A 12,720-nucleotide genomic window follows, 5' to 3' on the forward strand; every position below is an offset into this window, starting at 1 on the left:
AAAATTGGCTGAAAATAGATTAGAAAAAGTGATAAAAGTAAACGATGTGAACAAAAGAATAGGAAACTCTCAAATTCTAAAAGAAATAAACTTTTCAATAGAAAAAGGAGAAATTGTTGGTCTTGTAGGACCAAATGGTGCTGGCAAAAGCACATTAATGAAAATACTGGCAGGTTTATGGTTACCAAAACCAAAAGGGAAATGTTATATTTTGGGATGTGATGTAACTAAGGAACAAGAAAGAATAGAGGTTTTAAGAAGAGCGTCATTTTTTATCGAAACACCAGCACTGTATCTTAAACTTAGTGGTTATGATAATATAGAATTGTATGCTAACCTAAAATATGGGAGTGCCTTTAACGTTAAAGATGAGGTTAATAGGTTAGCACCATTTTTTGAATTAGAAAATAAGATATTAAAAAGAAAGGCAAAAACATATTCATTGGGAACAAAGCAAAAGGTTAGTTTGCTTCAAATGTTTATTGGCAACCCTGAAGTGTTGATATTGGATGAACCTTTTAATGGATTGGACCCAACCACCACAATTAAAGTTAAAGAGCTCTTAAAAACACGATGGAGAGAAAATAACATAACCGTTTTAATCTCATCACATATATTGAGTGATATAGAGGAGTTATGTTCAAGAATTATTTTTATCAAAAATGGTTCAATAATATTAGACAAAAATAAAGAAGAATTGTTAAAAAGAAATACAGTAGTGATTTTTCATTTTACTGAAAAGGAGCATGTTGATATAGCGTGTAGGTTAATAAAAGAAAAATTACCATATATAACTGTAGAAACTCAGTTTAATAACTCTATAAAAGTTCATAATCTAAATTCTCATTATGATGTTTTAGATATATTACAGAATGAGGGTATAAAAGTTCGAGACATAGAAGAACAAAAAATGAGTTTAGTAGATTTTTACAAACAACTTTATTTACAATAATCAAGGACTTTTTAAATTAAAAGATATACCTATTAGAGATAAAAATAGTTACAGAAGAAATAGGAGTTACTCTATAGTTTGCTAAGATTAGCGAACAATTACAATGAAGAGAAGGTTCGAGGTGTTATAAGTGAAGAAGTTTTAAGAAGGTATAAGGCTTTAGTCAATGTTAATGAACTTTTGGAAATTAATGGTGGTGGTTTTTTATCTATATTTGCAAAAGGCTTAGAAATTATTGGTGTTGTGGAAGCAATATATGAATTTGGGAAAGGATTTATTGATGGATTTAAAGATGGTATAAAAGTAAAGTAAAAATTCTAATAATTGTTAAAGGGGGGTGAAGAATATGAGTGGTAACATTCAATTAAGCAACGATGATTTACCAACAATAAATGGAGGAGAAGTATTACACTGGGTCGAATATATTTTAGGTTATTGCGCTGGTGTTGTTACAAAATTTGCATTATCAGATCCAATTTACCCGCCAGAGAAAATGGATTCAAACACTGTTTGGGGAAACGTAGTCAACTATGATACGTCTGTCCCCACTGTTACAATTAAGAAATAGTTGACGTTAATTTCACATTTGAGTAGAGGTTTCTATTTATAAAAATAGAAACCTCTACTCTTTGGTTTAAAATAACTGTAACTGAATTAGACTGAGGAGAGATTTGGGTGAGTCAAAGTAGTCATACTATAAAAAGAAAACAATGTTTAGTAAAGTGTATTGTGATTTATTTAATTTCAAGTGTGCTATGTTTATTTTTTGTATATATATTTACAGATGAATGGAATTCAACCTTAAGCCAAATATTTAGCGATCTGGTAACTATAATTTTTGTGATAATTTTCTGTAGTAGTGAGTTGAAATATATGTTAAATTATTCAAATTCGAGATATATACTTACATTTAGAAATATTGTATGTTTTATCGGCATTGGAATTACTTACAATTTAATAGTAGATACAGTAGATAAAATATTAAAATTATACAAATATATGCCTGACAGTAAGACCTACTTTGAGTTTATTAATAGTTTAAATTATGGCGGTATCAAATTTGGATTAATTGTTCTGGCAATTGGGATTGTTGGACCAATAATTGAAGAGGTAATATTTAGAGGACTATTACTAGAAATTTTTATAAACAAATTAAATATTACAATAGCAGTATTGTTAGATGCATTTGTTTTTGCAATTCTACACGGAAATTTATATCAAAGTTTTTATGCATTTACTTTTGGGATATTAGTTTGCTTTTTCTATTTGTGGACAAGAACAATTATTGTTCCGATTATTATACACGTATCTGCTAATACTTTCACTTTATTTATTAAAAATATTTCTATTAATTCAAAGTTGGTATTTATATTATTTCTCGCAAGTTTAATTTTTTTCACAAAGACTATTTTTGACTTTTATAAGCTTTCAAAACGGAATATTACTGAATATAATATTTAAGTAAAGCATTCCCGTAATAAGAAAAATATATAAAATTGGGCAAAATGAAATTTAAAAAAATAAGGCAGCGGTATAGAAAAATAGGGCAAAGAGTAAAGGTAAAATTGAAAGGAGCAGATGGCTTGAGTGCATTGGTCAAAAAATAAATTGTTGGGGTGGTTAAAGAGAAAAGATTTATAAGAAAAAAAGTAACTATAAGTTTTTAGACACAAATATTTTAGTGTATGCCTATGATAAATCTGCTTGGGAAAAACATGAAGTAGCAAAACAGATTATGTCTTCACCTCTTGACATATAAACATTTGTTTGATATTCTTTATACAGAACATATTATCGGAGAGAATGAATATTTTATGAGAACAAAAGTTGTTATAAAAAATAAGTTTCGCTTTAGCATTGCATTGCTTATTCTAATGGTATTTGTTATAACAGTTTTGATGATTTCGAGTGGAGAAGGGAAGAGCATTGATAAAGAAAAGAATGTAAACTGGATATTTGTGAAGGTAAAAGAAGGAGACTCACTGTGGACAATTTCAAAGAATTTTGTTGATGATAGCGTAGACATTCGTGATTATATCTCTTTTGTGCGAAAGATAAATAAGTTAGAAAATGCAATTTTGTATCCTGGGCAAGTGTTAAAATTTGTAGATGTAAAAACGTACAAACTTCTGTGCACAAAATAAAACCCCCTTATCAGGAGTCCAACACATCCTGGTTTTCTCCTGAGAGGGGGTTTTTTTCAAAGGCTTTTTTGATGTCATCGTCATTTACATGAGTATAAATCTCTGTTGTGGAGATACTTTGATGACCTAAAATAGTCTGAAGAGACCTTATATCAACTTTGCCGTGCCTGTACATAAGTGTTGCTGCCGTGTGACGAAGCTTGTGGGCAGAAATCCTTTTCTGATTTATACCTGCCATTTTCACATACTTTTCAACAATGTATTGAACAGTTCTTCTGCTAATTCTTTTCTTTCTCTCACTCAAGAAAAGAGCATCTTTGTCCTTTACACCTTCTGTGGGGCGAACTTTTAAATAATTTTCGATAGCTTCTCTACATGCTTTATTTAAATATATTATTCTTTCTTTATTTCCTTTACCAACAATCCTTAGCATATCTTCTTTTATATCTGAAAGGTTTATATTTACAAGCTCTGAAAGTCTAAGACCACAGTTTAGAAAAAGGGTAATTATTGCAAAGTCCCTTTCTTTATTTTCACCGTCAATTGCAGAAAGTAGCTTTTTGCTTTCCTCAAGTGTAAGATACCTTGGATTTCTTTTACCAAGTTTTGGCGACTCTAAATCTTTTGCAGGGTTATCAGGAATGAGTTTGGCTTTGCTGTAAAGGTATTTAAAAAAGCTTCTAATTGAGGCAACTTTTCGGGCCCTTGCATATGGGCCGTTGTTAAAGCGTGTTGCAAGGAAAGAAAAATATTCATATAGATTGCTAAGGGTTAAGGTTTTGAGCTTTTCAATTTCAAAGCTGCTCACATCGATATTTTCAAGATCCTCGATCTTTTCGATTTGGCCTAAAATATTTAAATCTTTTGCTTTTAGATATCTTAGAAAAGTTCTCAGGTCATAGTAATATTCTTTAATTGTATTTGGCGATTTGTTTTTGATTGTAATCATATAGTTTAAAAAATCGACTACAAAAGGTGGGACACCCGAGAAATCCATTTTCTCATTCCCTTCATTGCACAAAATTTTTATTTTGTGCAATTATATTTTCTTGAAAACTATTATACCCCTTCTTTCTTCATCCTGTCAACTTTTTTCTCTTTTGCTGGTTAACAACCCTATGCAACTTCTTAAAATTCATAGGGTTTGCAAATTATTTCTTTAATTTTTGTCTCAAATATTGAAGCTGCATGCGAAGGTCTTATAATCACAGCAGTATCTGCACCTTCAGATGTTCCACCAATTGCAATTACATCCTCACCATATGGTATCAGTCCTGCATCTAAAGCCATAACAGAAATCTCCACTGCAACCTTTACGCCTTGCCCCAGCATCCTAAGTGTATGCGCCATAATTTCAACTGGATACACGCCCCCAAATTTTCTCGATATTCCTCTTTCTGCACCCGATAAAACATGTGTACCTGTGTATACTTTAAATCCTTTAGCCTTGAGCTCTTCAATTGTCTTTTCATCTATCTCCATCTTTCCTGGTTCTGCAAAGCCGTTGACATGAGTGACCACAACAACATTTTTACCACAATTTTCCAAAAGTTTTGCAGTTTTTCCCGAACAGGATGCAACAACAATATAGTTTATTCCTCTCTCGTGTGCAGTTTTTACAGCAAGCTCGACTGTTATTTGAGTATTTTCTGGACCAGCTGATTTAAAATACATCTTTTGTTTCCTCCTTTTCAAAAATTTTCTTAACGAGCTTTTGTGACAAATCTTTCCCCTCCAAATTTTATAACATTCATAAACTTATGTCTACACATTCACAAAAGTACAATTTGAATACTTGTATTCAATAAAAAAATGTTTTATGCTATAATTTTATAAAAACATTTTATGTAGAGGAGTGTGAAGTTTCTGTGAAAAAGCTTCTTGTTGTATGTACCTTAATAATTTTTGTACTTTCAATATTCTCCATGTCCTTTGCTGCATCAAAAACCATCAAGATAGGTGTGAATTTAGAGCTCTCGCAAGCAGTTGCTCAGTATGGACAAAAAGAACTTGAGGGGTTAAAGCTTGCAATTGACGAGATAAACCAAAAAGGTGGAGTTGGCGGCAAAAAGATTGAGCTTGTTATACTTGACAACAAATCTGACAAGACAGAAGCCCAGAATGTTGCAACAAGGCTTGCTGTGAGAGAAAAAGTGCTGGCAATATTAGGTCCTGCAACCTCTGGTGCGACAAAATCAGCGGCAGTTGCAGCAACAAAGTACAAAGTTCCGATTATCTCCCCTTCTGCAACAGACGACACTGTCACAGTTGATGAAAGGACCGGCAAGACAAAGGCTTATGTTTTTAGAACTTGTTTTAACGATTCATTCCAAGGAAATGTGATGGCAAACTTCGCTCTCAAAACATTGAAAGCCAAAAGTGCTGCTATTATCTATGATGCTTCATCTGACTATAGCAAAGGACTTTTTAAAAACTTTAAACAGACATTCACAAAAGGTGGCGGTAAAATAGTAGCCGAGGAAGCATTTGCAAAGGGTGAACAAGATTTTAGCAGTATCCTTACAAAGATAAGAGACAAAAAACCTGATGTAATATTTGCCCCTGTTTACTATGATGAAGCAGGGCTTATTATAAAACAAGCACGCGAACTTGGTATGAATATGCCAATACTGGGTGGAGATGGTTTTGATGATCCGAAAGTTGTTGAGAAGGCTGGTAAAAAATTTGCTAACAACGTATTCTTCTCTGCTCACTACTCTTCCCAGGACACAGATTCAAAGGTTCAAGAGTTTATAAATAAGTTTAAGAAAAAATACAATACTGAACCAAATGCTTTTGCTGCGCTTGGGTACGATTTGGGATACTTTATTGCTGACGCCCTCAAAAGAGCAAACCTAAAGTTTGATAGCATTGCGAAAGACAGAGAAAGATTAAAAACTGCTATTGAAAACACTAAAAACTTTGTTGGTGTAACGGGAATTGTGAATATAAACAAGAATCATAATGCTGAAAAGTCTGCTGTTATAATAGAGCTTAAAAATGGCGTTCAGATGTTCAAACAAAAGTTAAATCCATAAAAATAAGGACTAAATAAACTACTAAAAAGAGGAAGGGGCAATCTTCGCCCCTTCCGTCATGTTATTTATTTCTATTTCAAAAAAGAGGTGATAGGAAGTTGACCACTTTTATTCAGCAATTGATAAACGGCATTACACTTGGAAGTGTCTATGCACTGATTGCTCTTGGATATACAATGGTTTACGGAATAATTAAACTTATTAACTTTGCTCATGGCGATGTGTTTATGGTAGGTGCTTATATCGCTTTTTTATGTGTTACATATTTAAAGTTAGGTCTTTTACCAGCACTAATAATTTCAATGATTTTCTGTGCACTTTTAGGAATGTTAATTGAAAAGTTTGCTTATAAACCTTTACGAAATTCACCCAGGATTTCTGCCTTGATCACAGCAATTGGTGTATCACTTTTTTTAGAAAATCTAATGCAGCTTTTGATGGGGGCTGATTCAAGAGTTTTTCCAAGACTTGTGAATGAAAAAAATTATCACCTTTTCCATGGCAAAGTTGTAGTAAACAGCAAGCAAATATATCTTCTGATAATCACAGTATTGCTCATGCTACTTCTCAACTTCATTGTCAAAAACACAAAGATAGGCAAGGCAATGAGAGCTGTATCCCAAGACATGGACGCAGCAAGGCTTATGGGTATAAATGTTGACACAACAATCTCATATACCTTTGCAATAGGTTCTGCTTTGGCTGCAGCTGGTGGTGTGCTGGTTGGTCTTTACTATAACACAATAAACCCTCTGATGGGAGTTTTGCCTGGACTTAAAGCCTTTATTGCAGCAGTTTTTGGTGGAATAGGTATAATTCCGGGAGCTATGCTTGGTGGCTTTTCTCTTGGTGTTATTGAGACACTTGTGAGTGGATATGGTAGCTCTATGTACAAGGATGCTGTTGCATTTGCCCTTTTGATTTTAATCTTGATTCTAAAACCATCTGGACTTCTTGGCAAAAATATAAAAGAGAAGGTGTAGAGAAGGATGAAAAAGAGGTTTTTAGTTTACTTTCTGATTGTGGTTGCTATTTATGTAATCGTTACAGTTTTGATGAAAATTGGAGTAATTGATGATTATATAAAACTTAACTTGTTCTTGATAATGCTCAACATCATTTTGGGTGTGAGTCTAAACTTGATAAATGGAATAACTGGACAGTTTTCACTTGGCCATGCAGGTTTTATGGCAATTGGTGCATATACAACAGCAGTGCTGACAACCCTTGAAAAACCTCTTCCCTTTTACTTGACAGTTTTGATTGGTGGACTTTTAGCAATGCTTTGTGGCCTTCTTATTGGTCTTCCTGTTTTGAGACTAAGAGGCGACTATCTTGCAATAGCAACTTTAGGATTTGGTGAAATTATAAGAGTTATTATCCAAAACATTGACTATTTAGGTGGAGCAAGTGGTATTAGCGACATTCCTCAGGGAATTGACTGGACAGGATATTTTATAATTACAGTAATCACTGTTGTTGTAATCTTAAATATCATAAACTCATCATTTGGAAGGGCTATGATTGCTATAAGAGAAGATGAAATTGCAGCAGAAGCTATGGGAATAAACACAACCTTATATAAGGTTTTAGCTTTTATGATAGGAGCATTTTTTGCAGGTATTGCAGGCTCTGTTTATTCTGGCTCGTTTGGTTTTATCCAGCCAGATATGTTCAACTTCTTTAAGTCCATAGACATATTAGTAATTGTTGTACTGGGTGGACTTGGTAGTATTTCAGGTTCAATAATATCTGCTATTGTACTTACTATAATCTCAGCGCTGTTGCAAAATTATCCTGAAGTTAGAATGATTTTATATTCGCTTATCCTAATTGTCATTATGCTATTTAGACCTCAGGGTCTTTTGGGCACAAAAGAGATTAAATTGTCAAAAATTATTCCAATGCTTGGTGGTGATAGATAAGATGCTTAAAATAAAGAATGTAACAGTCAACTTTGGAGGAATTGTAGCGCTGAACAATGTCAATATTGATGTGGAAAAGGGTTCAATAATAGGATTAATTGGTCCTAATGGTGCTGGTAAGACGACTGTGTTCAATGTTATATCAGGTATTTATAATCCGAACACAGGCAAGGTTGAATTTTCAAACTATGATATAACTTATAAAAAGACTTACCAGGTATCTACTTTGGGAATTTCAAGGACTTTCCAGAATATAAGACTTTTTAGAGAACTGAGCGTTCTTGACAATGTGAAAATCTCTTTTCACAAAAACGTGGGTTATAACCTGTTTGATGCAATCCTTAGGACAAAAAGATTCCTAAAAGAAGAGGCGGAAAATCACAAAAAAGCCGAAGAGCTTTTAAAGATATTCAATTTATATGATAAAAGGTATGAGCTTGCTAAAAATTTACCATATGGTGAGCAACGAAAACTTGAGATTGTTCGTGCTCTTGCAACATCGCCGAGACTGCTTTTGTTAGATGAGCCAGCAGCAGGGATGAATCCTCAAGAAACACAGGAGCTGAAAAACCTGATTAGATTCATAAAGGACAAATTTGACCTCACAATTTTATTAATTGAACATGATATGTCTGTTGTAATGGATATATGCGAAAAGATATACGTGCTTGACTATGGCGAAGTAATTGCTGTTGGCGCACCTGAAGATGTCAAAAACAACCCTCGCGTAATTGAAGCATACCTTGGAGAGGGGGACTTAGAATTTGCTTAAGGTAAATGGAATAGATGTTTATTATGGAGCCATACAGGCCTTGTTTTCGGTATCATTAGAAGTTCAAAAAGGTGAGATTGTCACATTAATTGGTGCAAATGGTGCAGGAAAGTCTACCCTGCTCAAAACAATCTCTGGTCTTATAAGACCACGTACAGGTTCAATCTATTTTGAAGATACTGATATAACAAAAAAGTCATCGATGGAAATTGTAAAGCTCGGAATTTCGCATGTGCCAGAAGGAAGACGCGTCTTTCCAGAGATGACTGTTCTTGAAAATTTAGAGCTTGGTGCGTACTTGAGAAAGGACAAGCAAGGAATAAAAGAAGATTTGAAAAAGGTGTTTGAGAGATTTCCAAGGTTATATGAGAGAAAGAATCAGCTTGCTGGTACCCTCTCTGGTGGAGAGCAGCAGATGCTTGCAATCGGAAGAGCACTAATGTCAAGGCCAAAGTTACTTTTGCTTGATGAACCTTCAATGGGTTTGGCACCTATACTTGTGACTGAGATATTTAAAATAATAAAAGAAATAAACTCGCAAGGCACAACTATACTTTTGATTGAACAGAATGCCCACATGGCACTTTCAATCGCAGACAGGGCGTATGTAATAGAGACAGGTAAAATTGTTTTATCCGGAGATGCAAAAGAGATTGCAGCGAATCCTGAGGTTAAAAAAGCATACTTAGGTGGCTAAATTTACAAATAAGAAGCACATTATAAAGAAAGAAACAGGGTTTTTATAAAATAAAAATTCTGAAAAAGCCCTGTTTCTTTCTTATGTTTTTATGAATATGACAATTCGCTCAAATAAATTTATGTATTCAATAACGATGTAGAAGTACAACTTACGAATAAAAGGCTTATTAAAGTTGAAATGACCATCACAACTACGCTTGTTATAATTAAAGATTTTCCTAAGTCATCTTCCCTTCTTGCGATGTATATACAACCCAAAATTATACCAATTAAAGGAAATAATATTGAGACAATATATAACCAACAACCACTATTATCAGTTCCCGAAAATTTATAATCAGTACTTCCATCATAAACCGATAATCTTCCACCACATTTATCACATATCTCAGACCTCTGAGAATATATCAAACCACATCTTGGACATATTTTTTTATACTTGTCTACTGGCCCTAAAATTGCTCCACATTTCCAACATTCTGTTCTATTTTCACCATTCAATTCATTGCATTTAGGGCATATTTTCAATTTTGTTTTCTCCATTTTCTCTATATTAACTATGGAAATTCTATCATTTTATTTACAAATTGTCAATCTTATTTTCAAATTTTATTATTTATTTTTAGGTTGTTGAATAAAAATTATTACCAATAATACATAAAATGAGCAAAAGTTATTGATTCCATTCATATGCGAAAGAAAACTTCTTACCTTCTACTTTTCTGAGAAGTTGCTCAAACAAAAAAGTAATTAGTATCCAATCAATATACCTTTTATAATTCTTAAACCTCCTGAGCCTTACATTCTCAAGATTATATTCACCTTTTAATTTACTAAATAGTCTTTCAATCTTTGTTCTATGCTTGTATAGCTTTTTGCCCTCTTCAGTTTCTAAAAATCTTATGTTATTTCTTCTAAAAACATTCTTAACATTGTTTTTATCTTTCATGTTTCTTTTGTTTATCCCAGCAACAAATTTAACCTTAAGCTCATTTGCTATATTAAACCATCTGCTACAATCGTATCCCGCATCTGCTAATACAATCTCACAGCCAAAGCCCCATGCCCTATATAAAAGCTCTTCTTGTCTTGAGTCATGTTCATTTGCCCCTGTTAAAATCCAGAAAAGTGGTATTACTTCTTCTTTACCTGTACACAAAAGATGTAATTTGTATCCCCTGTAAAATCCTATTGTAATATGTATACCTATTTTTGCTTCTGAATCATTTTTGGCACTTCTCAAAGGTGTAGAATCTACTATCGCTATACTCATATCAGGTTCTATCTTAGCTATTAATATGTCTTTTATATCTTGCATGTATTCTTTTTCTATTTTTCTTGACAACTTCGCAAAATATGAATAGTCCGGACTTTCTTCTATACCTACTACTTGCTTAAACTCTGTGTCTTGATTTATTCGATATTCTAATTCTCTGAAACTCTTTATCCCCTTCTTAACTTTGTAAACCAGACAAGCTATTATTTGAAACAAATTAAATTTCCTTGGGCGTCCTCTTCTATTGTGCTTTATTCTCCTTGTCAGAGCTTCAGTAACCTTTTTCACTACAAAAAGTAGCTTTAAAAATTTCTTATTTTGTGCTTTAATATTCATGAGTATATCTTTTCCCCCTTGTGTTTTGTTGTGGTTTTCTCTTAAATTAAATTATAACACAAGGGGTTTTTTTCATTTGTTACTATGTTTACTTTATATGGTTATTTCTTTTATTCAACAACCTCTATTTATTTTTTATGATTTTCCCAAATTAGAGTTTTACATTTCAAATATCTTTTGAAACTTTTATTTTCTCAAATTTAGAAAAATAAGTCCAACCTATGGCTCTTTGGTTGTGGTCGACCTTGCCTTATTTTCTATTTAAAGGCATTATTTTCATTTCATCTTTCTACTCCCTGGCTTTACAATAGGAATTCCTTCCCTGCAAAGAGGGCAGTCATCTGGCTCGTAAGTTTCAATTTCAAGAGTCAAAAGTGTCTTTAAAGGATATCCCAAATCCAACTTACCGCCACTTCTATCAACAATTCCTGCAACTCCAACAATTTCTCCTCCGTTTTCCTTGACTATTTCTATTATTTCTTTCACAGAGCCACCTGTTGTAATGACATCTTCTACAACTAATACCTTTTCACCTTCTTCAATCTTAAAACCGCGGCGAAGCTTCATTATTCCATCTTCTCTTTCTGCAAAGATAGAACGGCAATTTAGCTGTCTTGCAAGTTCATATGATAAGATAATTGCTCCTATTGCAGGTCCAATTACAACATCAATTTCTTGCCCTACAAAGTTTTTAGCAAGGTCTTTACAAATTGCGTCTGCAAGGTTTGGATATTGCAATATCTTTGCACACTGCAGATATTTTGAGCTATGTTTTCCCGATGTCAATAAAAAATGACCTTCTAAAAGTGCGTCTGTGTCTTTAAACATCTGAAGATAAGCTGATTCATTCATATCTTTCTCTCCTTTCGATAATATTGATATTGCTATCGCAAATTCCTCTCTCTTTCAAAAACTGTTGCCACCAATCTTGATAGGCAATAGTAGAAAGCTCTTCACCCAAGTGTGACCAGTCACCTTCTACAAGCAGGTTATATCTGTTATCCTTGTATTCGTATTCAATTATATTTATTGCAGTGTTATCCTGCCACAAGATTTCGTTTAGCCTTTCAAACTCATATCCTTTTATGTATGTCAAAAGTGCACGAATTAATGTCCCATGGGTTACTATACATACACATTTTCCAATATTCGTCTTTACAATATTTTCAAAACCAGAAATGGCGCGAAGATAAAGTTCATACATACTCTCTCCATTTGGCATACAGTGCTCATGCGGTCGTTTTTCCCACAGTTCATATTCTTTTGGGTACAAAATAGGAAGTTCATCCCAGCACCTGTCTTCCCAATCTCCTCCGTTTATCTCAACTAAGTCTGCTCTTGTTATTATCTCAATATCTCTTCCCTTTGCTATCTGCTGAGCAGTATAAAGTGCCCTTTTAAGAGGGCTTGAATATATAACATCAAAATGGACATTTTTCAGACGCTCAGCAAGCCTTTGAGCTTGGAGCTTTCCTTTTTCAGTCACATTTGAATCTGTTATGCCATGAAACCTTCTAATGAAATTTCCTTCAGCCTCTGCATGACGTATAAGATAAATAACAGTCTTTGACATTTTTG

16 protein-coding genes are annotated in these 12,720 nt (G+C 33.4%); 10 read left to right on the top strand and 6 right to left on the bottom strand.

The features are described 5' to 3' along the window. The first annotated feature begins 4 nt into the window (after nucleotides 1-4). The 5 genes from ELD05_RS06475 to ELD05_RS06500 all read left to right on the top strand — a co-directional run bounded on the left by ELD05_RS06475 (nucleotide 5) and on the right by ELD05_RS06500 (nucleotide 3,096). Nucleotides 5-952 carry an ABC transporter ATP-binding protein gene (locus ELD05_RS06475; protein WP_127351787.1) on the top strand — a complete coding sequence of 316 codons (948 nt, stop codon included), beginning with the start codon at nucleotides 5-7 and terminating at the stop codon, nucleotides 950-952. Between the two features lie 78 nt (nucleotides 953-1,030). Continuing rightward, on the top strand, nucleotides 1,031-1,264 hold the full coding sequence (locus tag ELD05_RS06480) for a lactococcin G-beta/enterocin 1071B family bacteriocin (RefSeq protein WP_164742585.1): 234 nt from the start codon (nucleotides 1,031-1,033) through the stop codon (nucleotides 1,262-1,264). Nucleotides 1,265-1,298: 34 nt separating this feature from the next. Next, nucleotides 1,299-1,520 carry a hypothetical protein gene (locus tag ELD05_RS06485; RefSeq protein WP_127351788.1) on the top strand — a complete coding sequence of 74 codons (222 nt, stop codon included), beginning with the start codon at nucleotides 1,299-1,301 and terminating at the stop codon, nucleotides 1,518-1,520. Nucleotides 1,521-1,627: 107 nt separating this feature from the next. Beyond that, complete coding sequence (locus ELD05_RS06490; protein WP_127351789.1) at nucleotides 1,628-2,413, top strand: CPBP family intramembrane glutamic endopeptidase; 786 nt, start codon at nucleotides 1,628-1,630, stop codon at nucleotides 2,411-2,413. Between the two features lie 353 nt (nucleotides 2,414-2,766). Continuing rightward, on the top strand, nucleotides 2,767-3,096 hold the full coding sequence (locus ELD05_RS06500) for a LysM peptidoglycan-binding domain-containing protein (protein ID WP_127351790.1): 330 nt from the start codon (nucleotides 2,767-2,769) through the stop codon (nucleotides 3,094-3,096). 10 nt (nucleotides 3,097-3,106) lie between these two features. Here the strand turns inward: ELD05_RS06500 and ELD05_RS06505 are convergent, their stop codons facing one another. After that, the gene (locus ELD05_RS06505) at nucleotides 3,107-4,093 is read right to left on the bottom strand and encodes a tyrosine recombinase XerC (protein ID WP_127351791.1); all 987 of its coding nucleotides are present in this window, start codon (nucleotides 4,091-4,093) and stop codon (nucleotides 3,107-3,109) included. A 131-nt stretch (nucleotides 4,094-4,224) separates the two neighbouring features. After that, nucleotides 4,225-4,770, bottom strand: coding sequence for a pyruvate kinase alpha/beta domain-containing protein (locus ELD05_RS06510; RefSeq protein WP_127351792.1), 546 nt, complete (start codon nucleotides 4,768-4,770; stop codon nucleotides 4,225-4,227). Between the two features lie 251 nt (nucleotides 4,771-5,021). Here ELD05_RS06510 and ELD05_RS06515 point away from each other — a divergent pair, with 251 nt between their 5' ends. From ELD05_RS06515 to ELD05_RS06535, 5 genes are all read left to right on the top strand, one after another. Beyond that, nucleotides 5,022-6,134 (top strand): ABC transporter substrate-binding protein, encoded by a 1,113-nt coding sequence (locus tag ELD05_RS06515; protein ID WP_408609371.1) that lies wholly within the window; start codon nucleotides 5,022-5,024, stop codon nucleotides 6,132-6,134. Between the two features lie 98 nt (nucleotides 6,135-6,232). Further along, nucleotides 6,233-7,117 (top strand): branched-chain amino acid ABC transporter permease, encoded by an 885-nt coding sequence (locus ELD05_RS06520; protein ID WP_127351794.1) that lies wholly within the window; start codon nucleotides 6,233-6,235, stop codon nucleotides 7,115-7,117. Nucleotides 7,118-7,123: 6 nt separating this feature from the next. Then, the gene (locus ELD05_RS06525) at nucleotides 7,124-8,059 is read left to right on the top strand and encodes a branched-chain amino acid ABC transporter permease (protein WP_127351795.1); all 936 of its coding nucleotides are present in this window, start codon (nucleotides 7,124-7,126) and stop codon (nucleotides 8,057-8,059) included. A gap of 1 nt (nucleotide 8,060) precedes the next feature. Further along, the gene (locus ELD05_RS06530; protein ID WP_127351796.1) at nucleotides 8,061-8,831 is read left to right on the top strand and encodes an ABC transporter ATP-binding protein; all 771 of its coding nucleotides are present in this window, start codon (nucleotides 8,061-8,063) and stop codon (nucleotides 8,829-8,831) included. After that, complete coding sequence (locus ELD05_RS06535) at nucleotides 8,824-9,528, top strand: ABC transporter ATP-binding protein (RefSeq protein WP_127351797.1); 705 nt, start codon at nucleotides 8,824-8,826, stop codon at nucleotides 9,526-9,528. Before ELD05_RS06530 ends, ELD05_RS06535 begins: the two co-directional genes overlap by 8 nt. A 119-nt stretch (nucleotides 9,529-9,647) precedes the next feature. Here the strand turns inward: ELD05_RS06535 and ELD05_RS06540 are convergent, their stop codons facing one another. The 4 genes from ELD05_RS06540 to ELD05_RS06555 all read right to left on the bottom strand — a co-directional run bounded on the left by ELD05_RS06540 (nucleotide 9,648) and on the right by ELD05_RS06555 (nucleotide 12,715). After that, nucleotides 9,648-10,073 (bottom strand): zinc ribbon domain-containing protein, encoded by a 426-nt coding sequence (locus ELD05_RS06540; RefSeq protein WP_241243647.1) that lies wholly within the window; start codon nucleotides 10,071-10,073, stop codon nucleotides 9,648-9,650. Between the two features lie 130 nt (nucleotides 10,074-10,203). Further along, complete coding sequence (locus tag ELD05_RS06545) at nucleotides 10,204-11,142, bottom strand: transposase (protein WP_127350937.1); 939 nt, start codon at nucleotides 11,140-11,142, stop codon at nucleotides 10,204-10,206. Between the two features lie 276 nt (nucleotides 11,143-11,418). Continuing rightward, on the bottom strand, nucleotides 11,419-11,994 hold the full coding sequence (pyrE, locus tag ELD05_RS06550; RefSeq protein WP_127351798.1) for an orotate phosphoribosyltransferase: 576 nt from the start codon (nucleotides 11,992-11,994) through the stop codon (nucleotides 11,419-11,421). After that, nucleotides 11,987-12,715, bottom strand: a complete 729-nt coding sequence (locus tag ELD05_RS06555) for a histidine phosphatase family protein (RefSeq protein WP_127351799.1) — start codon at nucleotides 12,713-12,715, stop codon at nucleotides 11,987-11,989. Before ELD05_RS06555 ends, pyrE begins: the two co-directional genes overlap by 8 nt. Between the last annotated feature and the right edge of the window lie 5 nt (nucleotides 12,716-12,720).

This window comes from Caldicellulosiruptor changbaiensis (genome assembly GCF_003999255.1).
GTDB classification, from domain to species: Bacteria; Bacillota; Thermoanaerobacteria; order Caldicellulosiruptorales; family Caldicellulosiruptoraceae; genus Caldicellulosiruptor; species Caldicellulosiruptor changbaiensis.